The organism is Streptomyces sp. NPDC033136, from assembly GCF_055578235.1.
The window spans coordinates 155,413-180,890 of record NZ_JBVIPD010000005.1; the positions used below are offsets into that span (position 1 = coordinate 155,413).

The following is a 25,478-nucleotide window of genomic DNA, read 5'->3' on the forward strand; positions in this document are numbered from 1 at the left end:
CCGCCTGAGTCCTGGCGGGCCGCTACGAAAGGTGCGGGTCGGCAAGTCCTCACCGGCCCGGAATCCAGGGCCGGGGACTCAGCCCTTGAGGGCCTTGTCGATCGCCGCGGTGTAGTCCGGGACGGTCATCGGCGCGCTCTGGCCGTTGCTGCCGGTGACCTTCTTGCCGTCCATGAGGAGCGTCGGCGTGCCCTGGAATTCGTACTTGTCGCCGTCGGTGTCGAACTTCTCGCTCAGGACCAGCGCCCACTTGTCGTAGGTGCCGTCCTTCACCGCCGTCTGGAACTGCTTGTTGTCCTTCAGGGCCTCGACAGAGTTCGCCACCTTGATCAGGTAGTCGTCGTCCTTGAACTTGTCGTCCGTCTCCTCGGGGTGGTACTTCGCCGAGTACAGCGCGGTCTTGTAGTCCAGGAAGGCCTCGGGGCTGACGTTCAGGGCGGCACCCAGCGCGCTGAGGGCGTTCTTGGAGCCCTCTCCCGGAGCATTGCGGTCGATGAACGTCGCGCCGACGAATTGGATCTTGTACTTGCCGTCCTCGACGTCCTTGTCGATGGTCGAGCCGACGGTCTGCTCGAACTGGGCGCAGGCCGGGCAGCGCGGGTCCTCGTACATGACGAGGGTCTTCTTGGCGCTGTCCTTGCCGATGACGACAGTGGTGCCGTCCTTGCCCGACGTGTTGGCCGGCTTGACGAGCTTGGCGTTCTTCGCGGCCTCCCAGCTGTCGGGCTTGTTGGCCTGGACGATGGCGTAACCCACGCCGCCTGCCGCCGCGAGGACGCCGACGACCGACAGGGCGACGATGATCTGCCGCCTCGCCTTGGCCCGCTTCGCCTCGCGCTCGCGCTCCACGCGCAGCCGCTCCCGGGCCGCTGTCTTCGCCGCCTGGCTGTTCCGCTTGCTCATGCTGAGAATCTCCATGGGGAGGCGCACACCTGTGTGTGCGGGATACGTAGGGGTGGTCTGTGGTGCTCAGTGCTGTTCACACGCAGGCGAAGACGGGCGAGCACGGCGGTCCACGCTGTCCCATGGAGTGCACGAAGAGGCGGCTGAGGACGGAGGTCGCACGGTGGGCGGGGCTGGGCAGGCGGCGGACCGGAGCGGTCCGGCGCACGGCCACCGCGGCGACCGCCAGCAGCAGCGGACGGAAGGTGGTCGCCGCTACCGCGCGCAGCACCTGGGCCAGCGCCCGCTCACCCCGGCGCAGCCACGCGGCCGCGATGAGGCCGACGCCGACGTGTGCGCCGAGCAGGAGCCAGGCCACGCCCGGGCCGGCGTGGGCCAGGAGACCGCCGAGCCTGTCGGGGTCGGCGCCGACGACCTGCGCCAGCGGCATTCCCACCGGCGTCCCGTCGCCGCACAGCACGTCCCAGCCGACCGAGGCCAGAGGGCCGGCGACCGGACCGCCCGCCTTGCCGTAGCAGACGTGCTGGCCGGTGGTGAGGATCGTGTCGGCGGCCAGCTCCAGCGGGATCAGCAGGGCGGCGATCCGGCCGAAGGTCCGCTCACGTCCGGCCAGGGCATAGGCGAGGGCGAACACAGCGGCCGTGAGCAGGGCCACCGTGTTCAACGGCAACGGGGCCCGGGACAGCAGCACGTGCGACGCGGTGCTGAGCGTCACGACCACGGCCGTGAACAGCGCCGCGCGCACGGCTCTGAGCTGGATCCCGGATATGTCCATAGCGATAGGAGAGTGTGTCATGAGGTTCCGTAAGGGACCCCTAAAGGATGCCTGAGCGAGGTGGTTCCGTCACAGACCCGGAATCCGGCCGTTGCGGAACAGGTCCACGAAGGTCTGGTGGTCGGCCCGCGCGCGGGCGCCGTAGCGGTGCGCGAAGTCGACCAGCACGGGCCCAAAGCCCTCCTCGTCGGCCGCGATCGCCGCGTCGATGGCACGCTCCGTGGAGAACGGCACCAGGGACTCGCCGGACTGGTCGTCCGCAGCCGAGTGCATCGTGGCCGTGGCCCGGCCGAGGTCGGCCACCACCTGGGCGATCTCCTCCGGGTCGTCGATGTCGCCCCAGTCCAGGTCCACCGCGTACGGCGAGACCTCGGCGACCAGCTGGCCCGCGCCGTCCAGCTCGGTCCAGCCCAGCCACGGGTCGGCGTGCGCCTGGAGGGCACGCTGGGAGATGACCGTGCGGTGCCCCTCGTGCTGGAAGTAGTCGCGGATCGCCCGGTCCGTGAGGTGCCGCGAGACCGCCGGGGTCTGGGCCTGCTTGATGTAGATCACGACATCGTTCTCCAGGGCGTCGCTGTGGCCCTCCAGGAGAATGTTGTACGAGGGCAGCCCCGCCGAGCCGATGCCGATGCCGCGCCGGCCGACGACGTCCTTCACCCGGTAGGAGTCCGGGCGGGCCAGCGAGCTGTCCGGGAGCGTCTCCAGATAGCCGTCGAAGGCGTCGAGGACCTTGTAGCGCGTGGCCGCGTCCAGCTCGACGGAGCCGCCCCCGGGCGCGAAGCGGCGCTCGAAGTCGCGGATCTCCGTCATCGACTCCAGCAGGCCGAAGCGGGTCAGCGAGCGGGCGTCACGCAGCGCGTCCAGCAGCGGGCCCTGCGCCGTGTCCAGCGTGAACGGCGGCACCTCATCGCTCTTCGCGCCCGTCGCCAGGGCGTGGATCCGCTCGCGGTACGCGACCGCGTAGATCGTCACCAGCTCGGAGATCTGCTCGTCGCTGAGCGCCTTCGCGTATCCGATGAGGGCGATGGAGGCGGCGAAGCGCTTCAGGTCCCAGGTGAAGGGGCCGACGTAGGCCTCGTCGAAGTCGTTGACGTTGAAGACCAGGCGGCCGTTGGCGTCCATGTACGTGCCGAAGTTCTCCGCGTGCAGGTCGCCGTGGATCCACACGCGCGAGGTGCGCTCGTCGAGGAACGGCCCGCCTCGCTTCTCTTCGTCGAGATCGTGGTAGAAGAGGCACGCCGTGCCCCGGTAGAAGGCGAAGGCCGAGGTCGCCATCTTCCGGAACTTCACCCGGAACGCGGCCGGATCGGCGGCCAGCAGCCGGCCGAAGGCGGTGTCGAAGACGGCGAGGATCTCCTCACCGCGGTGCTCGTCGTCGAGCTGCGGGAACGACATCGCTGGGTGCCTCCTGGTACAGACGTCTCAGGACGGCTGGTCCGCCCTGTGCCTAACGTGCGGTGGTCCGCGGGAGTGCCCGCGATCCTCGCCCGAAGGTACGCGGGTCAGCCCTCCGCGTGTCACCGCCGAGGCATAGACTTCGACGCTGTCCCCCAGACTGTCCGCAGCCTGTCGGGCCCCATTCGATCCATGTTTTCTCTGGAGGCCGCAGCCGTGTCAAAGCCGCCGTTCACGCACCTGCACGTCCACACCCAGTACTCGCTGCTGGACGGTGCCGCGCGGCTGAAGGACATGTTCGACGCGTGCAACGAGATGGGCATGACGCACATCGCCATGTCCGACCACGGCAACCTCCACGGGGCGTACGACTTCTTCCACTCCGCGCAGAAGGCCGGGGTCACGCCGATCATCGGGATCGAGGCGTACGTCGCGCCCGAGTCGCGCCGCAACAAGCGCAAGATCCAGTGGGGCCAGCCGCACCAGAAGCGGGACGACGTCTCCGGTTCCGGTGGCTACACCCACAAGACGATGTGGGCCGTGAACGAGACGGGCCTGCACAACCTCTTCCGGCTGTCCTCCGACGCCTACGCCGAGGGCTGGCTCCAGAAGTGGCCCCGGATGGACAAGGAGACCATCGCCCAGTGGTCCGAGGGGATCGTCGCCTCCACCGGCTGTCCCTCCGGCGAGGTCCAGACCCGGCTGCGCCTCGGCCACTTCGACGAGGCCCTCAAGGCCGCCGCCGACTACCAGGACATCTTCGGCAAGGACCGCTACTTCCTGGAACTGATGGACCACGGCATCGAGATCGAGCACCGGGTCCGCGACGGCCTCCTGGAGATCGGCAAGAAGCTCGGCATCCCCCCGCTGGTCACCAACGACTCGCACTACACGTACGCGCACGAGTCGGTCGCCCACGACGCCCTGCTGTGCATCCAGACCGGCAAGAACCTCTCCGACCCCGACCGCTTCAGGTTCGACGGCACCGGCTACTACCTGAAGTCCACCGACGAGATGTACGCCATCGACTCCTCGGACGCCTGGCAGGAGGGCTGCGCCAACACCCGCCTGATCGCGGAGATGGTCGACACCACCGGCATGTTCGAGAAGCGCGACCTGATGCCCAGGTTCGACATCCCCGAGGGGTACACGGAGGTCAGCTGGTTCCGCGAGGAGACCCTGCGCGGCATGCACCGCCGCTTCCCGGACGGCATCCCGGACGACCGCATGAAGCAGGTCGAGTACGAGATGGACACCATCATCTCGATGGGCTTCCCCGGCTACTTCCTCGTGGTCGCCGACTTCATCATGTGGGCCAAGAAGCAGGGCATCGCGGTCGGCCCCGGCCGAGGCTCCGCGGCCGGCTCGATCGTCGCCTACGCTCTCGGCATCACCGACCTCGACCCCATCCCGCACGGCCTGATCTTCGAGCGGTTCCTCAACCCCGAGCGCATCTCCATGCCCGATGTCGACATCGACTTCGACGAGCGCCGGCGCGTCGAGGTGATCCGGTACGTGACGGAGAAGTACGGCGCCGACAAGGTCGCCATGATCGGCACGTACGGCACCATCAAGGCCAAGAACGCGATCAAGGACTCCGCGCGCGTGCTGGGCTACCCGTACGCCATGGGCGACCGCCTCACCAAGGCCATGCCCGCCGACGTCCTCGGCAAGGGCATCAACCTCGACGGCATCACCAACCCCGAGCACCCCCGCTACTCGGAGGCGGGCGAGATCCGGGCGATGTACGAGAACGAGCCGGACGTGAAGAAGGTCATCGACACCGCCAAGGGTGTCGAGGGCCTGGTCCGGCAGATGGGCGTGCACGCCGCCGGCGTGATCATGTCCAGCGAGACCATCACCGACCACGTCCCGGTCTGGGTCAGGCACACCGACGGCGTGACCATCACGCAGTGGGACTACCCGAGCTGCGAGTCGCTCGGCCTGCTGAAGATGGACTTCCTCGGCCTGCGCAACCTGACGATCATGGACGACGCCGTCAAGATGGTGAAGTCCAACAAGGGGATCGACATCGATCTCCTGAGCCTCCCGCTCGACGACCCCACGACCTTCGAACTGCTCCAGCGCGGCGACACCCTCGGCGTCTTCCAGTTCGACGGCGGCCCCATGCGCTCCCTGCTCCGGCTGATGAAGCCGGACAACTTCGAGGACATCTCCGCCGTGTCGGCCCTGTACCGCCCGGGTCCGATGGGCATGAACTCCCACACGAACTACGCGCTCCGCAAGAACGGGCAGCAGGAGATCACGCCGATCCACCCCGAGCTGGAGGAGCCGCTCAGGGAGGTCCTGGACGTCACCCACGGCCTGATCGTCTACCAGGAGCAGGTGCAGAAGGCCGCCCAGATCATCGCCGGGTACTCGCTCGGCGAGGCCGACATCCTCCGCCGCGTGATGGGCAAGAAGAAGCCCGAGGAACTGGCGAAGAACTTCGTCCTCTTCCAGGAGGGCGCCCGCAAGAAGGGCTTCAGCGACGAGGCCATCCAGGCGCTGTGGGACGTGCTGGTCCCCTTCGCCGGCTACGCGTTCAACAAGGCCCACTCCGCCGCGTACGGACTCGTCTCGTACTGGACGGCGTACCTCAAGGCGAACCACCCCGCCGAGTACATGGCCGCGCTGCTCACGTCCGTGAAGGACGACAAGGACAAGTCGGCCGTCTACCTCAACGAGTGCCGCCGCATGGGCATCAAGGTGCTCCCGCCGGACGTCAACGAGTCGATGTCCAACTTCGCCGCCCAGGGCGACGACGTGATCCTCTTCGGCCTCTCCGCCGTCCGCAACGTCGGTACGAACGTGGTCGAGTCGATCATCCGGTGCCGCAAGGCCAAGGGGAAGTACACGTCCTTCCCGGACTACCTCGACAAGGTGGAGGCGGTGGTCTGCAACAAGCGCACCACCGAATCGCTGATCAAGGCCGGCGCCTTCGACGCCATGGGCCACACCCGCAAGGGCCTCACCGCGCACTACGAGCCGATGATCGACAACGTGGTCGCGGTCAAGCGCAAGGAGGCCGAGGGGCAGTTCGACCTCTTCGGCGGCATGGGCGAGGCCGAGACCAGCGAGCCGGGCTTCGGCCTCGACGTGGAGTTCTCCCCCGACGAGTGGGACAAGACCTATCTGCTCGCCCAGGAGCGGGAAATGCTCGGTCTGTACGTCTCCGACCACCCGCTGTTCGGCCTGGAGCACATCCTGTCCGACAAGGCCGACGCGGGCATCTCCCAGCTGACCGGCGGTGAGCACTCCGACGGCGCGGTCGTCACCATCGGCGGCATCATCTCGGGCCTGCAGCGCAAGATGACCAAGCAGGGCAACGCCTGGGCCATCGCCACCGTCGAGGACCTCGCCGGCTCGATCGAGTGCATGTTCTTCCCCGCGACCTACCAACTCGTCTCGACCCAACTCGTCGAGGACGCCGTGGTGTTCGTCAAGGGCCGCCTCGACAAGCGCGAGGACATTCCCCGGCTCGTCGCGATGGAGCTGATGGTGCCGGACCTGTCCAACGCGGGCACCAACGCGCCCGTGGTCCTCACCATCCCGGCCACCCGGGTCACCCCGCCGCTGGTCAGCCGCCTCGGCGAGGTCCTCAGCCACCACAAGGGCGACAGCGAGGTCCGCATCAGGCTCCAGGGCCCGACCAAGACGACCGTGCTGCGCCTGGACCGGCACCGGGTGAAGCCCGACCCGGCGCTCTTCGGCGACCTGAAGGTGCTGCTCGGGCCGTCCTGCCTGGCGGGATGACCGAGGCCGCGGAGGGCTCTCGACGCGCGTGAGGGGCGTACCCGGTACCTGGTACGCCCCTCGCGCATGTGCGTGGGTCTCAACAACCCGTTACACAGATGTCAGTTGTGGCCGAAGCTGCGCTTCCGCTTGCGGGACGCCACATCGCCGGGGGTCAGCTCGACCTCGGGCTGGGGCTCCGCCTCGGACGCGGGGCTGCGGTCCGCCCGCTGCCCGCGCTCGGTCGGACGCTGCTGCTTACGGTCACGGTTCTTGTTCTTGGCCATGGTGATGCCTCCTGTGGGGGATCTAGGGGCCAGGGCCGGGACCAGATTCACACAGGCCGACAACGATCGCATGTCGGGCAATTACCCTGCGTGACAGGGGTAGTCGGAGCAGGGCGGAGCGAAACGCCACGCCGAAGATCGAGTTCCGGCCGTTAACCTCCGCGCCGTCGGGCAGACTCGAAGCGAGCCCTGAAGCAAGCCTCCTGGGAAGAGGGTGAGTCGTGTGGACCGCTGCATCGTCCTGGTGGACGCCGGGTATCTGCTGGGAGCCGCGGCGAGTCTCCTCGCCGGGGAGCCCTCGCGGTCCCGCATCACCGTCGACCACGCCGCCCTCATCCAGGGGCTGCGCGAGCGCGCCGAGTCCGATACGCAGCAGCCGCTGCTGCGTATCTACTGGTTCGACGGCGCCCCCGACCGCGTCCCGCAGCCCGAGCACCGCAGGCTGCGCGTGATGCCCCGGGTCACCGTCCGGCTCGGCGCCCTGACCCGCAGCGACGGCCGCTGGGCGCAGAAGGGCGTGGACGCCGCGATGCACGCCGAGCTCACCGAACTGGCCCGCAACCGCGCCTGCTCCGACATCGTCCTGGTCACCGGCGACGGTGATCTGCTGCCCGGCATGATGGCCGCCAAGGAGCACGGCGTCGCCGTCCACCTGTGGGCCGTGCAGGCCGCCGACGGCGACTACAACCAGTCCGAGGACCTCGTCGCCGAGGCCGACGAGCGGCGCGTCCTGGACCGGACCTGGATCACCAAGGCCGTCCGCGCCAAGGAGCACGCCGGGGTGTGCGCCCCGCAGTCCGCGCCCCGGCCCGAGATCGCCGCGATCCTCTCCGCGCCGCTGCCCGACTCCGCCCTCGCCGCCCCGGCCGAGCGGCCCGCCCCGCGGCCCCCGCACCCGGCGGCCGGCCCCGGGCAGAACGGCACCGAGGAGCGGATGCCCGCCGCCAAAGGGGTCCCCACGCCCAAAGACCTGGCCGCCCTGCGCACCCCCGGCACCCAGCCCGCCCAGCCCCCCGCCTCCGCCACCCTCCGGTGGTCCTCCGACAAAGGCTGGGTCGACCGGCCCACGGCCGAGCCCCCCGAGGCCGCCTCGATGCCGACGCTGGCCCAGCTGACCACCGCCGAGCAGCGGTGGGCCGACCGCGAGGAGGACATCACCACGGTCGGCGGCGACCCCTCCGAGGTGGGCCAGGTCTTCGCACGGCGCTGGGTGGAACGCCTCGGCGACCACAGCCACCTGCCGAAACTGTCCGCGATGTATCCGCGCATCCCGCACCGCGTCGACGGCGAGCTGCTGCGCTACGCCGCCCGCTTCGGCCTCCTCGCCCACAAGGACGACCAGATCGACGAACGGGACCGCTACGCCATCCGGGCCGGGTTCTGGAAGGAGATCGGCGTCCGCACGGGCGTGGAGCACGCCCCCGCCGGCGACTGAGAACGTCGCCGACGGATTTCCCGCCCTGGACCGCCCCGAGAGCGGACAGGGGTCGCCGACCCCGTAGTCTCGTCCCTTGTGAGTACGCGCGCGGCACAGGCATTTCGGCACGATGGTGACGTCGTGTGCGTGCGCGGGCTGACCAAGACCTATCCGGCGGTCCGGAGCCGGCGCGGCGCGCCCGGAACACCCGAGGTCCGGGCCACGGACGACGTACGGCTGGACATCCGCCGCGGCGAGATCTTCGGCCTGCTCGGGCCGAACGGCGCCGGCAAGTCCACCCTCGTACGGCAGCTGACCGGGCTGATGCGGCCCGACCGCGGCAGTGTGGAGATCCTCGGGCACGACATCGTGCGCCACCCCGAGCGGGCCGCGCGGATCCTCGCCTACCTCGGGCAGGAGTCGACCGCCCTCGACGAGCTGACCGTGTCGCTCGCCGCCGAGACCACCGGGCGGCTGCGCGGCCTGGACATCCGCCGGGCGCGGGCCGAGCGGGACGCCGTCCTGGACGAACTGGGGCTCACGCCACTGGCCGGGCGGCCGCTGAAGAAGCTCTCCGGGGGCCAGCGGCGCCTGGCGTGCTTCGCCGCGGCGCTGGTGGGGGAGCGGCCGCTGCTGGTGCTCGACGAGCCGACCTCCGGGATGGACCCGGTGGCGCGGCGGGCCGTGTGGTCGGCGGTCGACCGGCGGCGGGCCGAGCACGGGACCACCGTGCTGCTCGTCACCCACAACGTCATCGAGGCCGAGACCGTGCTGGACCGGGTGGCCGTCCTGGACCGGGGGCGGGTGATCGCCTGCGACACCCCGGCCGGGCTCAAGGAGCAGGTCGCCGGTGAGGTGCGGGTCGACCTGGTGTGGCGGGACGCGGCTCCGCTGCACGTCCCGGAGGTGGCCGCGCTGCGGGACCGCGCCGCGGAGTCGGGCCGCCGCTGGACGCTGCGGCTCGGGCCCGAGGAGGCCCGGGCGGTCGTCGCGACCGTCACCGGCGGGGCCGCCTTCGCCGCCCTGGACGACTTCACCCTGACCACGCCGAGCCTGGAGGACGTCTACCTGGCCCTGGGCGGTGCCGCGCAGCAAGGGCTGGTGAAGGCGTGAGAGGCACGCAGGCCTTGAGTGGGCGGGCCCGGAACGCGGTGGCCCGGAACGCGCGGGACCGGAACATGACGGCCCGGAACGCGCCGGCCTTGAGTGCGCGGGCCGTCACATACGTACCGAACAGGGCGACTGCCGCAGTGGACCCGACGAAGGGGAGCAGCGCGACGTGAGTGTCGTACCCGCCGATGTCCTGCCGGGCAGTGCCCTGGCCGCTGAGGAGCCCGCCGCGGGCGCGGCCGAGCTCGGACCTCGGGCGCGGCTGTGGCCTTCGCTGGCGGCCGTGTACCGGGCGCAGCTGTCCCGGGCGCGGGTCGCGCGGATCCCGCTGCTGTTCGTGGCGACCTTCCAGTCGGTCGGGATCATGATCCTGATGCGCGGGGTCGTGGACGACGGGGCGGAGGCGCAGGCGGTCGTCGCCGGGTCGTCGGTCCTGGTGGTCGCCTTCGTCGCGCTGAACCTGCTCGCGCAGTACTTCGGGCAGCTGCGGGCCAGCGGCGGGCTCGACCACTACGCGACCCTGCCGGTGCCGCCGGCGGCGGTGGTGCTGGGCGCGGCGGGCGCGTACGCGTCGTTCACCGTGCCGGGGACCGTCGTCACGGCGGTGTTCGGCTGCGTGCTGTTCGGGCTGCCGCTGGCGCATCTGTGGATCCTCATGGCCGTGATCCCGCTCGCGGGCGCCGCGCTCGCCGGACTCGGGGCGGCCCTGGGGTTGCTCGCGCCCCGGCCGGAGCTGGCCACGCTGCTCGGGCAGCTGGGCATGTCGGCGGCGCTGCTGCTGGGTGTGCTGCCGGCGGACCGGATGCCGGAGGCCGTGCGGTTCGCGCGGGACCTGCTGCCGTCGACGTACGGCGTGGAGGCCTTCGCGCGGACGTTCGGGGCGGACCCCGACTGGGCCTTCGTGCTCGGTGACCTCGCCGTGTGCGGGGTCGTGGGCGTCGTCTCGCTGGCCGTGGCGACCTGGGCGTACCGCCGGGCGGCGGTCCGGTGAGCAGCGGGGAGGGGTCGTCCGGTGACGCGGCGCACAGGCGGGCCTGGCACGATGGCAGGGTGACCGCACCACTGACTCCGCCACCGCCACCTCATGAACGTTCCGCACAGGGTTCGTGGCAGCCGCCGGCCTCGGCGTCCGGGGCTGCGGCTCCCGGGTCCCAGCAGGCCGAGTACGCCGAGTACGGCTGGTACGGACAGGACGGCCCCGGCATGAAGACGGAAGTGCGGGAGGCCGGTGTGGTCTCCCTGGCCATGGCGCTCGCCGGGGTGCTGCTGGGAGTGCTGTGGTGGTGGCTCGCGCCGCACGTGCCGCTGGTCGGGGAGGCGGCGGAGGGGAACTGGGTCGTCTACCTCAAGGAAACCGAGGGCGAGCAGGCCGTGGGCGTGGACGGCACGTTCACGCTGCTCGGGCTGGGTTTCGGCGCCGTGAGCGCGCTGGTGGTCTTCCTGCTGCGGCGGCGTGGGGGTGTGCCGCTGGTAGTGGGGCTGGCCGTCGGGGGACTGCTCGGTTCGCTGCTCGCCTGGCGGGTCGGGGTGTGGCTGGGGCCTCCGCAGGACGTCATCGCGCACGCGCGGGAGGTGGGGCGGGGCGTGACGTTCTCCGCGCCGCTGAAGCTGGGGGCGAAGGGGGCGCTGCTGGCCTGGCCGCTCGCCGCGCTGGTGCTGCATCTCGGGCTCACGGCGCTCTTCGGGCCCCGGGACCCGGAGCCGGAGTTCGCCGACGGGCCGTACGGGGCGCCGCCGGCTGCTTAGGGGGCGCGGCCTGGCACCGCTTGGTGCCCGGCGTGGGTGCTGGGTGCTGGCGACGGGGGTTTCGCAGCCCGGCGCGGCGGGGTGCCCTCCAGCTCTCGACCTCGCTCGGGCAGGGGGGTGCCCCCATCGCCCACCCGTGCCGCACCGGCGGCATGACTGCCCGCAGGATGAGTGTGTCCGACAGGTGCGTGCGACAGCACTGCCCGCAGGCTAAGCACGCCCGATGGGAGCCAGCACCGCTCCCGTCAGTGTGGCCAGGTCCTCCGGGGCGAGCTCCACCTCCAGGCCCCGCCGCCCCGCCGACACGCAGATCGTCGGGTGGGCCGACGCCGAGGCGTCCAGGACCGTCGGGAGCTTCTTGCGCTGGCCCAGCGGGGAGATGCCGCCCCGGACGTAACCCGTCGTGCGTTCCGCCAGCGTCGGGTCGGCCATCGTCGCGCGCTTGCCGCCCACCGCCGCCGCCAGGGCCTTCAGATCCAGTTGGCCCGCCACCGGGACCACCGCGACCGTCAGAGTGCCGTCGACGTCCGCGACCAGGGTCTTGAAGACACGGTCGGGGGAGACACCCATCGCCTCGGCCGCCTCCTCGCCGTAGGACGGGTGCGCCGGGTCGTGGTCGTAGGAGTGGACCGTGTACGCCGCGCCCGCCGCCGTGAGGGCCACCGTCGCGGGCGTGCCGCCCGGCTGTTGCTTCTTCGCCTTCTTCGCCATGCCGATCCGCTCAGTTGAGACTCATCGGGCCGCGCGTCAGGTCCGACGCCGGCAACGACGGCAGACTACGGATGATCGCCGTCTCGGAGCGAAGGAGTTTCAGCTCGTCGCGCAGGCGGGAGGCCGTGTCGGGGGCCTGGAGCAGCCGCTGCTTGGCCGAGGTGTCCAGCATCATCGCCGCCGCGACGAGGTACGACACCACGCCCGGCTCGTCGGGCAGATCGGCCCCGGTCGTCAGGGATCGTTCCCGCGCGCCCGCCAGCCGCTTCTGGTACTGGCGGAAGGACCGCAGCACCCCCTCGGCCAACGGCGCCGCCCCGTCGCCGGGTTCCTCCGTCAGCGGCTCCAGTTCGGCCGTCAGGAAGGGCCCGGACGCGTCGACCGACAGCAGTTTCACCCGGGTCGTGCCCGTCGCCAGCACCTCGAAGGAGCCGTCGGTGCGCTCCCGGACCGTCGCCGCGTCCGCGATGCAGCCCACCTTGTGGAACGCCCTGGCCGGGTCCGGGCCGAAACCGGCCGCGGGCCCGCGCTCGGGCACGGCCGTCGGGTCGGGCATGCCGGGCGCGGTCGCGGCCACTTCGTGGCCGTCACGGATCGCCACGACGGCGAACCGGCGCGGCTCGTCCTCCGGCGTCTTCAGCAGTTCGCGCATCATGGCGCGATACCGCTCCTCGAAGACGTTGAGCGGGAGCACGAGCCCCGGGAACAGCACCGAGTTCAGGGGGAAGAGGGGGAGCCGGACGGTGGTCACGACGCAAAAGCCTAATGGTCGCTGGAGCGGACTCGTCCGCCCCGTTCACTCCGTGGATGCCGGGAGGGGGTGCCGGCCGCCCCGGCCCGGATGTCGGCGCGGACCCGCAGGAAGTGGCCGAGCGGGTCGTCCGAGACCCGGTCCCACGGGAACGAGGTGGCGTACGGGCCGTTCAGCCGCAGCTGGTCCCGGGCATCCTCCCAGCGCTCCAGGCGGACCAGGACGAAGAGCAGCAGGTTGCGCATCCGGGCAGGCCAGGGGTCGGCCGCCGGCAGCAGCGGGGACAGTGCGATCGCCCGGTCCGCGGCCGTGTCCAGCCGCTCGCGCGGCACCTCGGGCCCGCAGTCGTCGGTGAGGTAGCCGAAGGCCGCCCGTAGCGGCAGGGCCTGCACGAGGGCCTCGGCGGGCGCGTCCTGGGCGGCGCGGTCGGCGAAGTCGAAGCACTCGTGGTGCGAACCGTGCCAGTAGGTGGCCAGGTAGCGCAGGGCCGCCGTATGGCAGCCGTGGTGGAGCGGGGCCCGGCGTACGGCTGCCGCCCACAGCTCCTCGAAGTACTTGTGCCCGGCCTGCGCGCCCCGGGCGTGGTCGAGCGCGAGCCGCCACGGCACCGGATCCCGCCGGTCGCCCCGGGCCGCGGCCGTGATCAGCGGGCTCACCTCGCGCAGCAGTTCGGCCCGGGCCGGTGACCGCCAGGCGCGGTCCACCGCCAGCTGGGCCCCGACCAGCAGCGCGTCGGGGTCCTGCGGGGCGGTGACGAGCCAGGCGTCCAGCCACTCGGGGCGCGAGTGCGCGAAGGCGGCCAGCCGGGTCACGTACCGGTCGCGCCGCTCCCACTCGGAGGCCGCCCGAGTGGCGAGGAGCAGTGCGGCGGCCGGTCCGTGGTCGCCGCGGGCGGCGGCGACCAGTGCCGGACTCAGCCGCGCGTCGGGCGCGTCGAGCAGCACCTCGTCGTCGGCGGCGGACGGGCCGCCGGCGAGGTGGGGGGAGGTCCTTGTCATCCGGCTCGGGCGGATGAACGGGAGCTGCATCGCCATCGTGCCGACCATTGAAGGACCGCTGGTCACCCCGGCGCCAGATCGTTCCGGGAAGTCGCGGAAAGTTGTACGCCCGTTGGTCAAGAGAAAGTAAAGGTGTGACAGTTCAATAACTGTGGTCACACCGGCACCATCAGTTGCGGCGCAGCAGCCGCGTCGCCCCCGCCGCCACCGTCGTCGCCAGGACCCAGCCCAGCAGGATCATGGCCGCCGCCAGCCACTGCCAGCCCCCGCGCAGCTGCCAGAAGCCCACCTGGCCCAGGTCGATGACCGGCAGCAGCAGATCGAGAGTGAACAGCGTGGGGTTCCACTCCGGATGCTCGCTCCGCTTCAACGGCGGATGGCCGGCCTGCGCGAACGCCAGGGAGCCCGCCGCCCACAGCACCGCCATCCACACGGCGGCCCGGCCCGGCCGGTACCCGTAGGCCACCGTCCAGTCCTGCAAGTAGCCCCAGAGCTTGGCGGCCGGCGGAAGGCTCTCGCGGTGCCGGCGCTGCTTGGCGAGCAGCACCTCGCGGGCGTCCTCGTCCTCCCCGCCGGCGCGCAGCACGGCCGCGAGCCGCTCGTACGGCTCCGGGTTGTACTCGGCGGTCGCCGCCGCCACCCAGTCCAGCCGCTCGTCCAGCGGGAACGGCCCGCGCGGCACGAGGTTCTCGTAGGCGAAGCCGCCCATGTGCAGCCGGCCGGGGCCCGGCCAGGAGTCCGCCCGGTCCATCAGGTTGACGACCTTCGCCCCGGACAGCACCACCCGCCCGCGCCCCGGCTGCTCCCCGAGGAACCGCAGCTCGGGCGTCTGCACCCGGCGCAGCGACAGCTCCTGGTCGTCGGTGAGGGTGAACCGGGCCAGCTCGAAGTCGACCGCGTCGCCGAACCGCCCGTCGTCCAGCCGCATCCCGCCCTCGCACGCGAAGCGCTGGATCCGCGTCCCCTGCGCCGGAGTCATGCCGCTCATCGCCTGGGCGCCGACACCCGCCGGGGTCAGATACAGGCTGCGCTCGACGGTCAGCTGCGGCGCGTTCAGCGCGAGCCGTGCGCCGGGGTTGGCCAGGCGGGCGCCGCGCAGGCTCAGGGAGACGCCGATGGTGGCCGCGCGCAGGCTCAGCTCGCCGTGCGACTCCAGCAGCTCGGCCTGTAAGTCCTGGCCGACGGTCAGGCCGTCCGCGGCGATCGACCGGCCGCTGCGGTCCTGGTGCGCGACCGCCTGGTTGAGCAGCAGGTCCGTGCCGATCTGCGCGTCCGTGAGCCGGATGCCGTGGTGGAAGCGGCAGCGCGGCAGATGCAGATCGCCCTCCGTCTGCACCCGGGCCGCCTCCAGCCGTGGTATCGAGCAGTCCACCATCCGCAGGGTCGTGAACCGGGCCTCCGGCAGCAGCACGTCCTGCTCGAACCGGCACCGGCGCATTTCGACGTACGGCACCACCGTGCCGCCCGCGAGGTCGAGGGAGCCGCTGACCTGCACACCGACGAGCTTCAGCGACGAGACGCGGCCGGCCAGGGCGGGCGGGCCGTCGAGAAGCAGCCAGCAGACCATCCGCGCCCGCACGGTCCGCTCGCCGCCCCAGGGGTGGCCGCCGTGCGGATCGTCCACCACCGCGTCGCCGCTGCTCAGGTCGTACACGCTGCCGTTGCGGAAGGCCTGCCACATGCCGGCCTCGGTCGCGGTCAGGTCGTCGGGCAGTTCCCCGGCACGGACGCCGGCCCCCTCGGTCACAGCTCTTCCTTCCTCCCCGGGTACTCGCGGGTTGGTTCCTTCGTACAACTGTTCATGCCCGCTGAGTGACGCCCCGAAAGCAGAAAGTGAGGGTGATCTTCCGCGCTCCCGCGGCGCGCTGTATCAGCCATTGATACGCGCGAACGGCGCCTCACCCGGGTCTGAGAGAATTGAGCACGTGATCTCCCGAATCGATCTGCGCGGCGACGCCCTTCCCGAGGGCCCCGCCCTGCGTGCCCTGCTGCCCCGAGCCGAGTTCGACGTAGCGGCTGCCCTGGAGAAGGTGCGTCCGATCTGTGAGGACGTCCATCATCGGGGCGACGCGGCGCTGATCGACTTCGCCGAGCGGTTCGACGGGGTCAGGCTCGACCAGGTGCGGGTGCCGGCCGCCGCGCTCACGCGCGCGCTGGAGGAGCTCGACCCGGCCGTGCGCGCGGCCCTGGAGGAGTCCATCCGCCGCGCCCGGACCGTCCACCGCGAGCAGCGCCGCGCCACGCACACCACCCAGGTGGTGCCCGGCGGTTCCGTGACCGAGAAGTGGGTTCCGGTCGAGCGCGTCGGGCTGTACGCGCCCGGCGGCCGGTCCGTGTATCCGTCCTCCGTCGTCATGAACGTCGTGCCCGCCCAGGAGGCCGGCGTCGAGTCCATCGCGCTCGCCTCCCCGGCCCAGGCCGAGTTCAACGGCCTGCCGCACCCGACGATCCTCGCCGCCTGCGCCCTGCTCGGCGTCGACGAGGTCTACGCCGCCGGCGGCGCCACCGCCGTCGCGATGTTCGCGTACGGCACGGAGTCCTGCCCGCCCGCGAACATGGTCACCGGCCCCGGCAACATCTGGGTCGCCGCGGCCAAGCGCTACTTCACCGGCAGGATCGGCATCGACGCCGAGGCCGGCCCGACCGAGATCGCGGTCCTCGCCGACGAGACGGCCGACCCGGTGCACGTCGCCTCCGACCTGATCAGCCAGGCCGAGCACGACCCGCTGGCCGCCGCCGTCCTGGTCACGGACTCCGCCGAACTCGCGAGCGCCGTGGAGAAGGAGCTGGAACCGCAGGTCACGGCGAGCAAGCACATCGACGACCGGATCGTCCCCGCCCTGTCCGGCAAGCAGTCCGCGATCGTCCTGGTCGACGGCGTCGAGGAGGGCCTGCGGGTGGTCGACGCGTACGGCGCCGAGCACCTGGAGATCCAGACGGCCGACGCGGCGGCCCTGGCCGACCGGGTCCGCAACGCCGGAGCGATCTTCGTCGGCCCCTGGGCCCCGGTCTCCCTCGGCGACTACGCGGCGGGCTCCAACCACGTCCTGCCCACCGGCGGCTGCGCCTGCCACTCCTCGGGCCTGTCCGTCCAGTCCTTCCTGCGCGGCATCCACATCGTCGACTACACGCGGGACGCGCTGGCCGAGGTCGCGCACCACGTGGTGACGCTGGCGGAGGCGGAGGACCTGCCCGCACACGGCGCGGCGATCAAGGCGAGGTTTGTCGGAGACGAACAAATGTCGCGTGGCTGGAAGGTGCCCGAGAGCAAGTGAGCGACGTACGTATCGACGATCTCCCCGTACGGGACGAGCTGCGCGGCAAGTCCCCCTACGGCGCGCCCCAGCTGGACGTCCCCGTACGGCTGAACACCAACGAGAACCCCTACCCGCTCCCCGAGGCGCTGGTCGAGCGCATCGCCGAGCGGGTCCGTGAGGCCGCCAGGAACCTCAACCGCTACCCGGACCGGGACGCGGTCGAGCTGCGCACGAAGCTCGCCGAGTACCTGACGGACACCTCCGGCCACCAGGTCGGCCTGGCCAACGTCTGGGCGGCCAACGGCTCCAACGAGGTCATCCAGCAGCTGCTGCAGACCTTCGGCGGGCCGGGCCGCACGGCGATCGGCTTCGAGCCGTCGTACTCGATGCACGGGCTCATCGCGCGCGGCACCGGCACGGGCTGGATCTCGGGGCCGCGCAACGAGGACTTCACGATCGACCTCGCCGCCGCCGAGAAGGCGATCGCCGAGCACCGGCCGGACGTCGTCTTCGTCACTACCCCCAACAACCCCACGGGCAACGCGGTCCCGGCCGGGACGGTCCTCGCCCTGTACGAGGCCGCGCAGGCGGCGAGGGCCGCGACCGCCGGGGCGATCGTCGTGGTCGACGAGGCGTACATCGAGTTCAGCCACGGCGACTCGCTGCTGCCGCTGCTGGCAGGGCGCCCCAACCTCGTCATCTCCCGCACGATGTCGAAGGCGTTCGGCGCGGCGGGCCTGCGCCTCGGCTACCTCGCCGCGCACCCGGCCGTCGTCGACGCCGTGCAGCTCGTCCGGCTGCCGTACCACCTGTCGGCCGTCACCCAGGCGACCGCCCTGGCCGCCCTGGAGCACACCGGCACGCTGCTCGGCTATGTCGAGCAGCTCAAGGCCGAGCGGGACCGCCTGGTGCGCGAACTGCGCGCGACCGGCTACGAGGTGGTCGAGTCCGATGCCAACTTCGTGCAGTTCGGCAGGTTCGAGGACGCGCACACCGCCTGGCAGAAGATCCTCGACCAGGGCGTCCTGGTCCGGGACAACGGCATCCCCGGGTGGCTGCGGGTGTCGGCCGGAACCCCCGAAGAGAACGACGCGTTCCTCGACGCGGTCCGTGAACTGAAGAAGGAGCAGCAGCTATGAGCCGCGTAGGACGCGTGGAACGGACGACCAAGGAGACGTCCGTGCTCGTCGAGATCGACCTCGACGGCACCGGCAGGACGGAGATCTCCACCGGCGTCGGCTTCTACGACCACATGCTCGACCAGCTCGGCCGGCACGGTCTGTTCGATCTGACCGTGAAGACCGAGGGCGATCTGCACATCGACTCGCACCACACCATCGAGGACACCGCCCTCGCCCTCGGCGCCGCCTTCAAGCAGGCCCTCGGCGACAAGGTGGGCATCTACCGGTTCGGCAACTGCACGGTCCCGCTGGACGAGTCCCTCGCCCAGGTCACCGTCGACCTCTCCGGCCGCCCCTACCTCGTGCACACCGAGCCCGAGAAGATGGCGCCGATGATCGGCGAGTACGACACCACCATGACCCGGCACATCCTGGAGTCCTTCGTGGCCCAGGCGCAGATCGCGCTGCACGTGCACGTGCCCTACGGGCGCAACGCGCACCACATCGTGGAGTGCCAGTTCAAGGCGCTCGCCCGGGCCCTGCGGTACGCGTCCGAGCGTGACCCGCGCGCCACCGGCATCCTCCCCTCCACGAAGGGCGCCCTGTGAACGGCATCTCGACCCTGCTGATCGTCGTCGGCCTGTTCCTCGCCGGCGGGATCTACTCCTTCGTCAAGCAGAAGATGCCCAAGGGCCTGATCGTTCTGCTGTCGATCGGCGCCGCGATGTGCCTGACGGCCGGCGTGGCGCGGCTGGAGGTGTGGAATTGAGCGTCCCGCGGAAGAAGGTCGTCGTCTTCGACTACGGCTTCGGCAACGTCCGCTCCGCCGAGCGTGCCCTCGCGCGCGCGGGAGCCGAGGTCGAGATAACCCGTGACTACGACAAGGCCATGAACGCCGACGGGCTGCTCGTGCCGGGCGTCGGTGCCTTCGCCTCCTGCATGGAGGGCCTGCGTGAGGCGCGCGGACACTGGATCGTCGACCGCAGGCTGTCCGGCGGCCGACCGGTCATGGGCATCTGCGTCGGCATGCAGATCCTCTTCGCGCGCGGCATCGAGCACGGCGTGGAGAGCGAGGGCCTCGACGAGTGGCCCGGCTCGGTCGAGCCGCTGCAGGCCGAGATCGTGCCGCACATGGGCTGGAACACCGTGGAGGCGGCGGCCGGTTCGCAGCTGTTCGCCGGCCTGGACGCGGACGCGCGCTTCTACTTCGTGCACTCCTACGCCGTCCACGACTGGTCGCTGGAGTCGCACAACCCGGCGATGGAAGCCCCCAAGGTCACCTGGTCCACGCACGGCAAGCCGTTCGTCGCGGCCGTCGAGAACGGCGCCCTGTGGGCCACGCAGTTCCACCCCGAGAAGTCCGGCGACGCCGGAGCCCAGCTCCTCACCAACTGGATCGGAACACTGTGAGCAAGCTCGAACTCCTCCCGGCCGTCGACGTCCGCGACGGCCAGGCCGTCCGCCTCGTGCACGGCGAGTCCGGCACCGAGACCTCCTACGGCTCCCCTCTGGAGGCCGCCCTCGCCTGGCAGCGCTCCGGCGCCGAGTGGCTGCACCTGGTCGACCTGGACGCCGCGTTCGGCACCGGCGACAACCGCGAGCTGATCGCCGAGGTCGCGAAGGCCATGGACATCAAGGTGGAGCTGTCCGGCGGCATCCGCGACGACGACACCCTCGCCGCCGCCCTCGCCACCGGCTGCACCCGTGTGAACCTGGGCACGGCCGCCCTGGAGACCCCCGAGTGGGTCGCCAAGGTCATCGCCGAGAACGGCGACAAGATCGCGGTGGGCCTGGACGTCCGCGGCACCACACTGCGCGGCCGCGGCTGGACCCGCGACGGCGGCGACCTCTACGAGACGCTGGAGCGCCTGAACAAGGAGGGCTGCGCCCGCTACGTCGTCACCGACATCGCCAAGGACGGCACGCTGCAGGGCCCGAACCTGGAGCTGCTGAAGAACGTCTGCGCGGCCACGGACCGTCCGGTCGTGGCCTCCGGCGGCGTGTCGTCGCTGGACGACCTGCGCGCGATCGCCGGCCTCGTGCCGCTCGGTGTCGAGGGCGCGATCGTAGGGAAGGCGCTGTACGCGAAGGCGTTCACCCTGGAAGAAGCCTTGGAGGCTGTGTCGTCATGAGGTCCGAAGCCGTGCGGCGTGCGCAGAGCGGAAGTCCCTGGGAAGAGTCCTTCGGTTTTGCACGCGCCGTCGCGGCGGGCGACCGCGTGGTGGTCGCGGGCACGACCGCCTTCAAGGGCGATGTGCTCTACGGCGACGGCGACCCGTACGAGCAGGCCAAGGTGGCCTTCACCACCGCCCTGGAGGCGATCGGCGAGTTCGGGCTCGGAAGCGAGTCCGTGATCCGCACCCGTGTGTACCTGGCACACGCGCGGGACGTCGACGCGGTGGGACGGGTCCACAAGGAGCTGTTCGACGCCGTACGCCCGGTCACGACCCTGCTGGTCGTGCAGGGCTTCATCGACTCACGGGTCCTGGTGTCGGTGGAAGTGGAAGCATTCAGAGGGACACTAGAGGAGCACGATTCATGACCCTGGCGGTCCGAGTCATCCCCTGCCTGGACGTGGACAACGGCCGGGTCGTCAAGGGCGTCAACTTCCAGAACCTGCGCGACGCGGGCGACCCCGTCGAGATGGCCAAGGTGTACGACGCCGAGGGCGCCGACGAGCTGACGTTCCTGGACATCACCGCCTCGTCGGGCAACCGCGAGACGACGTACGACGTGGTGCGCCGCACGGCCGAGCAGGTGTTCATCCCGCTCACGGTCGGCGGCGGTGTCCGCACGGCCGAGGACGTGGACAAGCTGCTGCGGGCGGGCGCGGACAAGGTGGGCGTCAACACGGCCGCCATCGCGCGCCCCGAGCTGATCCGCGAGATCGCCGAGCGGTTCGGCCGCCAGGTCCTGGTCCTCTCGGTGGACGCCCGCCGCACCGAGTCCGGCTCCTTCGAGGTCACCACCCACGGAGGCCGCAAGGGAACCGGCATCGACGCCGTCGAATGGGCCCACCGGGCCGCCGAGCTGGGCGCGGGCGAGATCCTGCTCAACTCGATGGACGCCGACGGCACGAAGGACGGCTACGACCTGGAGATGATCCGGGCCGTACGCAAGCACGTCACCGTCCCGGTCATCGCCTCGGGCGGCGCAGGCAGGCTGTCCGACTTCCCCCCGGCCATCGAGGCGGGCGCGGACGCGGTCCTGGCCGCGTCGGTGTTCCACTTCGGCGACCTGCGGATCGGCGAGGTCAAGGAGACCCTGCGGGAGGCCGGCCACCCGGTGCGATGACGCCTCCTGCGGCAAGCCCCGGCCCGCGTGGCGCGGCCGGGGCATCGCCTTGCCCCTCAGAGCCCCTCGGAGCCCCACAGAGCCCCTCAGAGCTCCTCAGATCCCGAGCTGCTTCGTCTCGTGCAGCTTCGCGATCGCGTTCTCGTCGCCGTCCAGGTCGACCTTGGCCGCGCTCTGGCGGCCGTAGGAGAACAGGACCAGCTCCGACGGCTCCCCGGTCACCGTGACCACGGGGGTGCCGCGGTGGGCGACCGCGGTCTGGCCGTCGGGGCGGCGCAGGACCAGGCCCGTCGGGACGCCGCGGCCCATCAGGCGGGCGGTGCGCTCCAGGCGGGACCACAGGGCGTCCTGGAAGACCGTGTCGAGTTCGCGCGGGGACCAGTCGGGCTGGGCACGGCGGACGTCCTCGGCGTGGACGTAGAACTCGACGATGTTCGACATCTCGTCGACGGGCTTGAGGGAGAGGGGCGAGAAGCGCGGCGGTCCCGTACGGATCAGCTGGATCAGTTCCTCGTACGGCTTGTCCGTGTACTCCACCGTCACCCGCTCCAGGCGCGGCGCGAGCTGCTTGATCAGTATTCCGCCGGCGGCGTCGGGGCGGCGCTCGCGCACCACCACGTGTGCGGCGAGGTCCCGGGTCGTCCAGCCCTCGCAAAGAGTGGGCGCGTCCGGGCCCGCGGTCTCCAACAGGTCGGCGAGGAGAAGCCGTTCACGCTTGGCATGGGTCGACATACCGCCAGCCTACGACCGGTCCCCCGGTCAGCCCAGCAGACGTGCCGTTCCCGGCCGGCGGGCATGTCGCACCGTGGACGGGTCACCAGGCCGGTCCGTGGCGCGCGGCACAATGGTGGGCATGACCAGCACGCCCGGCCCGCCCGGCCGCCTCGACCCGGAGATCGCCGCGCGCCTCAAGCGCAGCGCCGACGGCCTCCTGCCCGCCATCGCCCAGCAGTACGACACCGGAGAGGTGCTCATGCTCGGCTGGATGGACGACGAGGCGCTGCACCGCACCCTCACCACCGGCCGGTGCACGTACTGGTCGCGCAGCCGCCGGGAGTACTGGGTCAAGGGCGACACCTCCGGCCACTTCCAGTGGGTGAAGTCCGTCGCCCTGGACTGCGACGCCGACACCGTGCTCGTCAAGGTCGACCAGGTCGGCGCCGCCTGCCACACCGGCGCCCGCACCTGCTTCGACGAAGACGTGCTCCTCAAGGACGGCGGCTCCGACGGCTCCGCCACGGATCAGTAAGGTCAGCCGCCATGGACCTCGAGACGTTCCGCAAGCTCGCCACCGACCGGCGGGTCATCCCCGTCACCCGCAAGCTCCTCGCCGACGGCGACACCCCGGTCGCCCTCTACCGCAAGCTCGCCGCCGAGCGGCCCGGCACCTTCCTGCTGGAGTCCGCGGAGAACGGCCGCTCGTGGTCCCGGTACTCGTTCGTGGGGGTCCGCAGCGCCGCCACCCTGACCGCGCGCGACGGGCAGGCCCACTGGCTCGGCGCCCCGCCCGTCGGCGTCCCCGCGGACGGCGACCCCCTCGCCGCGCTGCGCGCCACCATCGAGGCCCTGCACACCCCCCACCAGGAGGGCATGCCGCCCTTCACCGGCGGCATGGTCGGCTACCTCGGCTACGACATCGTCCGCCGCCTGGAGAAGATCGGCCCCGGCGAGCGCGACGACCTGAAGCTGCCCGAGCTGACCATGCTCCTCACCAGCGACCTGGCCGTCATGGACCACTGGGAGGGGTCGGTCCTGCTGATCGCCAACGCGATCAACCACAACGACCTGGAGACCGGCGTCGACGAGGCCCACGCGGACGCCGTGGCCCGCCTCGACGCCATGGAGGCCGACCTCTCCCGCGCGGTCGCCCAGCCCCCGGCCGTGCTCCCGCCCTCCGAACTCCCCGCGTACACCGCGCTGTGGGGCGGCCCCGACTTCCAGGAGGCCGTCGAGGACATCAAGGAGCGCATCCGGGCCGGCGAGGCCTTCCAGGTCGTTCCCTCGCAGCGCTTCGAGACGCCGTGCACGGCGAGCGCGCTGGACGTCTACCGGGTCCTGAGGGCCACCAACCCGTCGCCGTACATGTACCTGTTCCGCTTCGACGGGTTCGACGTCGTCGGCTCGTCCCCCGAGGCCCTGGTCAAGGTCGAGGACGGCCGGGCCATGGTCCACCCCATCGCCGGCACCCGCTGGCGCGGCGCCACGCCGCAGGAGGACCAGGCCCTCGCCGACGAACTGCTCGCCGACCCCAAGGAGCGCGCCGAGCACCTCATGCTCGTCGACCTCGGCCGCAACGACCTCGGGCGGGTCTGCGAGCCCGGCTCCGTCGAGGTCGTCGACTTCATGTCCGTCGAGCGGTACTCGCACGTCATGCACATCGTCTCGACCGTGACGGGCCGCGTCGCCCCGGGCCGCACCGCCTTCGACGTCCTCACCGCCTGCTTCCCGGCCGGCACCCTCTCCGGCGCCCCGAAGCCCCGCGCCATGCAGATCATCGACGAACTCGAACCGTCCCGGCGCGGGCTCTACGGCGGCTGCGTCGGCTACCTCGACTTCGCCGGCGACTCCGACACGGCCATCGCCATCCGCACGGCCCTCCTCCGCGACGGCACCGCGTACGTGCAGGCCGGCGCGGGCATCGTCGCCGACTCCGACCCGGTCGCCGAGGACACCGAGTGCCGCAACAAGGCGGCGGCGGTCCTCAGGGCCGTGCACACGGCGAACCGGCTGGGAAAGGCCTGAGATGAACCCCGGGTGACGGTTCGCCCGGGGTTCGGGCGATAGTGGGGTACGTGACTGCCGTACCTGACCCCCGTTCCGAAGCCTCCGCATCCGCCCGGGCCGGCCGCCTGAGCCTCGCCGTGGCGCTGCTGTGCGGCGCGCTCGGCGCGGCCGTGGCGCTGCTCGCCACCCGGCAGCGATGGTCGGAGGGCACCGCGACGGTGGCCGGCGGCGCCTTCCCCCTGACCGCCAAGGGCAGCGACGTCACGGGCGTCCCCGCGGCGCTCGCCATAGTGGGCCTCGCCGCGCTCGTCGCCGTGTTCGCCGTCCGCCGCGCCGGCCGCGTCGTCGTGGCCGCGCTGCTGGCGCTCGCCGGCGCGGGCACCGTCGGCGCCGCCCTGCTCGGGGCCTCCGACAGTTCCGCGCTCGACGAGCAGGCCGCACAGGCCTCCGGCGACTCCTCCGCCTCCGTCGACGCCCTCAGCCACACCGCCTGGCCGTACGTCGCGGCCGTCGGCGGCGCCCTGATCCTCCTGGCCGGCCTCCTGGCCCTGCGCTACGGCCGGCTGTGGCCCGCGATGTCCGGCCGCTACGAGCGCGGCGGCACGCCCCGGCCGCGCCGCAGGACCCCCGCCGTCGACCCCGACCGGCCCGAGGACCTGTGGAAGGCGCTCGACCGGGGCGAGGACCCGACCGGAGCCTGAGCGGGACGGGGGAGCGGGACGGGGGAGCGGAAGGGAGCCGGGGGAGCAGTCCGGGGGCACCCCCGCTCACCGCTGACGCGCGCGTGCGGGACAATGGCCCCGAGCGTCCTGCTCAGACACGCACACAGCAACGAGGAGCAAGCAATGGCGGGCAGCAGCCACGGTCACACCCCGGCCGCCTGGACCGGTGTCACGATCGCCTTCATCGGTTTCTGCGTCGCGGGCGCGTTCATGGTGATGGCCCAGCCGCTGGGCTTCTGGGCGGGCATGGTGATCGTGGTCCTCGGCGGTGTCGTCGGCAGCATCATGCGCATCATGGGCCTCGGCCAGCCGAAGGAACTGCACCAGCCGCACCGGACCACGGGCGACCGCGAGCCGGCGGGCGCCGGGGGCTGATCCGCGCGGAAGACCGCGTTGTCGGGGGGGGGGGGGGGGGAGGCGGGGGGGGGGGGGGGGACCCCCCCCCCCCCCCAGCCGAAAAAGAAAACACCCACACGACGGAGACCCCTGGGAGCGGCCCAACCGCAGAGGTACAAAACCTCCCCCCCCCCCC

General features: G+C 71.6%; 26 protein-coding genes. 17 read left to right on the forward strand and 9 right to left on the reverse strand.

Going from position 1 to position 25,478, the window contains the following annotated elements:
- Positions 1-78: 78 nt before the first annotated feature.
- The 3 genes from ACZ5TL_RS11305 to ACZ5TL_RS11315 all read right to left on the reverse strand — a co-directional run bounded on the left by ACZ5TL_RS11305 (position 79) and on the right by ACZ5TL_RS11315 (position 3,073).
- Positions 79-903, reverse strand: a complete 825-nt coding sequence (locus ACZ5TL_RS11305; protein WP_468589178.1) for a DsbA family protein — start codon at positions 901-903, stop codon at positions 79-81.
- Positions 904-979: 76 nt separating this feature from the next.
- On the reverse strand, positions 980-1,678 hold the full coding sequence (locus ACZ5TL_RS11310) for a hypothetical protein (protein WP_468589179.1): 699 nt from the start codon (positions 1,676-1,678) through the stop codon (positions 980-982).
- A gap of 69 nt (positions 1,679-1,747) precedes the next feature.
- Positions 1,748-3,073, reverse strand: a complete 1,326-nt coding sequence (locus ACZ5TL_RS11315; RefSeq protein WP_468589180.1) for a DUF2252 domain-containing protein — start codon at positions 3,071-3,073, stop codon at positions 1,748-1,750.
- Positions 3,074-3,289: 216 nt separating this feature from the next.
- On the opposite strand from ACZ5TL_RS11315, the gene dnaE reads away from it, so the two are divergent.
- Positions 3,290-6,829, forward strand: a complete 3,540-nt coding sequence (gene dnaE / locus ACZ5TL_RS11320; RefSeq protein ID WP_468589181.1) for a DNA polymerase III subunit alpha — start codon at positions 3,290-3,292, stop codon at positions 6,827-6,829.
- A gap of 101 nt (positions 6,830-6,930) precedes the next feature.
- Here dnaE and ACZ5TL_RS11325 read toward each other — a convergent pair whose 3' ends face one another.
- Positions 6,931-7,095 carry a hypothetical protein gene (locus ACZ5TL_RS11325; protein WP_468589182.1) on the reverse strand — a complete coding sequence of 55 codons (165 nt, stop codon included), beginning with the start codon at positions 7,093-7,095 and terminating at the stop codon, positions 6,931-6,933.
- 223 nt (positions 7,096-7,318) lie between these two features.
- Between ACZ5TL_RS11325 and ACZ5TL_RS11330 the strand changes: the two genes are divergently transcribed.
- From ACZ5TL_RS11330 to ACZ5TL_RS11345, 4 genes are all read left to right on the forward strand, one after another.
- A complete protein-coding gene (locus tag ACZ5TL_RS11330) occupies positions 7,319-8,530 on the forward strand; it encodes an NYN domain-containing protein (protein WP_468589183.1) in 1,212 nt (403 codons plus the stop codon).
- Between the two features lie 129 nt (positions 8,531-8,659).
- Positions 8,660-9,625: an ABC transporter ATP-binding protein gene (locus ACZ5TL_RS11335; RefSeq protein WP_468589184.1), complete on the forward strand. Its 966-nt coding sequence runs from the start codon at positions 8,660-8,662 to the stop codon at positions 9,623-9,625.
- Between the two features lie 166 nt (positions 9,626-9,791).
- Positions 9,792-10,613, forward strand: coding sequence for an ABC transporter permease (locus ACZ5TL_RS11340; protein ID WP_468589185.1), 822 nt, complete (start codon positions 9,792-9,794; stop codon positions 10,611-10,613).
- Between the two features lie 59 nt (positions 10,614-10,672).
- Complete coding sequence (locus tag ACZ5TL_RS11345) at positions 10,673-11,368, forward strand: AAA family ATPase (protein WP_468589186.1); 696 nt, start codon at positions 10,673-10,675, stop codon at positions 11,366-11,368.
- A 210-nt stretch (positions 11,369-11,578) separates the two neighbouring features.
- On the opposite strand, the gene ybaK is transcribed toward ACZ5TL_RS11345, so the two are convergent.
- The 4 genes from ybaK to ACZ5TL_RS11365 all read right to left on the reverse strand — a co-directional run bounded on the left by ybaK (position 11,579) and on the right by ACZ5TL_RS11365 (position 15,575).
- Entirely contained in the window at positions 11,579-12,079 is a 501-nt protein-coding gene (gene ybaK, locus ACZ5TL_RS11350; RefSeq protein WP_468589187.1) for a Cys-tRNA(Pro) deacylase, read from the reverse strand.
- Positions 12,080-12,089: 10 nt separating this feature from the next.
- The gene (locus tag ACZ5TL_RS11355) at positions 12,090-12,830 is read right to left on the reverse strand and encodes an LON peptidase substrate-binding domain-containing protein (RefSeq protein ID WP_468589188.1); all 741 of its coding nucleotides are present in this window, start codon (positions 12,828-12,830) and stop codon (positions 12,090-12,092) included.
- Between the two features lie 11 nt (positions 12,831-12,841).
- Positions 12,842-13,876 carry a hypothetical protein gene (locus tag ACZ5TL_RS11360; protein WP_468589189.1) on the reverse strand — a complete coding sequence of 345 codons (1,035 nt, stop codon included), beginning with the start codon at positions 13,874-13,876 and terminating at the stop codon, positions 12,842-12,844.
- 121 nt (positions 13,877-13,997) lie between these two features.
- Entirely contained in the window at positions 13,998-15,575 is a 1,578-nt protein-coding gene (locus ACZ5TL_RS11365; protein ID WP_468589190.1) for an oxidoreductase, read from the reverse strand.
- 178 nt (positions 15,576-15,753) lie between these two features.
- Between ACZ5TL_RS11365 and hisD the strand changes: the two genes are divergently transcribed.
- Genes hisD through hisF form a run of 8 tightly spaced genes read left to right on the forward strand, consistent with a single transcriptional unit; the run spans position 15,754 to position 21,500 of the window.
- Positions 15,754-17,103: a histidinol dehydrogenase gene (hisD, locus tag ACZ5TL_RS11370; protein WP_468589191.1), complete on the forward strand. Its 1,350-nt coding sequence runs from the start codon at positions 15,754-15,756 to the stop codon at positions 17,101-17,103.
- Positions 17,100-18,224, forward strand: a complete 1,125-nt coding sequence (locus tag ACZ5TL_RS11375; RefSeq protein ID WP_468589192.1) for a histidinol-phosphate transaminase — start codon at positions 17,100-17,102, stop codon at positions 18,222-18,224. Before hisD ends, ACZ5TL_RS11375 begins: the two co-directional genes overlap by 4 nt.
- Complete coding sequence (gene hisB / locus ACZ5TL_RS11380; protein WP_468589193.1) at positions 18,221-18,814, forward strand: imidazoleglycerol-phosphate dehydratase HisB; 594 nt, start codon at positions 18,221-18,223, stop codon at positions 18,812-18,814. Before ACZ5TL_RS11375 ends, hisB begins: the two co-directional genes overlap by 4 nt.
- On the forward strand, positions 18,811-18,975 hold the full coding sequence (locus ACZ5TL_RS11385; RefSeq protein ID WP_468589195.1) for a hypothetical protein: 165 nt from the start codon (positions 18,811-18,813) through the stop codon (positions 18,973-18,975). The genes hisB and ACZ5TL_RS11385 overlap by 4 nt, the downstream gene beginning before the upstream one ends.
- Complete coding sequence (hisH, locus tag ACZ5TL_RS11390) at positions 18,972-19,616, forward strand: imidazole glycerol phosphate synthase subunit HisH (protein WP_468589196.1); 645 nt, start codon at positions 18,972-18,974, stop codon at positions 19,614-19,616. Before ACZ5TL_RS11385 ends, hisH begins: the two co-directional genes overlap by 4 nt.
- Positions 19,613-20,338 carry a bifunctional 1-(5-phosphoribosyl)-5-((5-phosphoribosylamino)methylideneamino)imidazole-4-carboxamide isomerase/phosphoribosylanthranilate isomerase PriA gene (gene priA / locus ACZ5TL_RS11395; protein ID WP_468589198.1) on the forward strand — a complete coding sequence of 242 codons (726 nt, stop codon included), beginning with the start codon at positions 19,613-19,615 and terminating at the stop codon, positions 20,336-20,338. Before hisH ends, priA begins: the two co-directional genes overlap by 4 nt.
- A complete protein-coding gene (locus ACZ5TL_RS11400) occupies positions 20,335-20,748 on the forward strand; it encodes a RidA family protein (protein ID WP_468589199.1) in 414 nt (137 codons plus the stop codon). Before priA ends, ACZ5TL_RS11400 begins: the two co-directional genes overlap by 4 nt.
- Complete coding sequence (gene hisF / locus ACZ5TL_RS11405) at positions 20,745-21,500, forward strand: imidazole glycerol phosphate synthase subunit HisF (RefSeq protein ID WP_468589200.1); 756 nt, start codon at positions 20,745-20,747, stop codon at positions 21,498-21,500. The genes ACZ5TL_RS11400 and hisF overlap by 4 nt, the downstream gene beginning before the upstream one ends.
- A gap of 96 nt (positions 21,501-21,596) precedes the next feature.
- Here hisF and ACZ5TL_RS11410 read toward each other — a convergent pair whose 3' ends face one another.
- On the reverse strand, positions 21,597-22,232 hold the full coding sequence (locus tag ACZ5TL_RS11410) for a TIGR03085 family metal-binding protein (protein ID WP_468589201.1): 636 nt from the start codon (positions 22,230-22,232) through the stop codon (positions 21,597-21,599).
- A gap of 121 nt (positions 22,233-22,353) precedes the next feature.
- Between ACZ5TL_RS11410 and hisI the strand changes: the two genes are divergently transcribed.
- The 4 genes from hisI to ACZ5TL_RS11430 all read left to right on the forward strand — a co-directional run bounded on the left by hisI (position 22,354) and on the right by ACZ5TL_RS11430 (position 25,321).
- Positions 22,354-22,749 (forward strand): phosphoribosyl-AMP cyclohydrolase, encoded by a 396-nt coding sequence (hisI, locus tag ACZ5TL_RS11415; RefSeq protein ID WP_468589202.1) that lies wholly within the window; start codon positions 22,354-22,356, stop codon positions 22,747-22,749.
- Positions 22,750-22,760: 11 nt separating this feature from the next.
- On the forward strand, positions 22,761-24,242 hold the full coding sequence (locus ACZ5TL_RS11420) for an anthranilate synthase component I (RefSeq protein WP_468589203.1): 1,482 nt from the start codon (positions 22,761-22,763) through the stop codon (positions 24,240-24,242).
- A 41-nt stretch (positions 24,243-24,283) separates the two neighbouring features.
- The gene (locus tag ACZ5TL_RS11425; protein WP_468589204.1) at positions 24,284-24,925 is read left to right on the forward strand and encodes a TIGR02234 family membrane protein; all 642 of its coding nucleotides are present in this window, start codon (positions 24,284-24,286) and stop codon (positions 24,923-24,925) included.
- A gap of 144 nt (positions 24,926-25,069) precedes the next feature.
- The gene (locus ACZ5TL_RS11430; RefSeq protein ID WP_468589206.1) at positions 25,070-25,321 is read left to right on the forward strand and encodes an HGxxPAAW family protein; all 252 of its coding nucleotides are present in this window, start codon (positions 25,070-25,072) and stop codon (positions 25,319-25,321) included.
- Positions 25,322-25,478 lie beyond the last annotated feature (157 nt).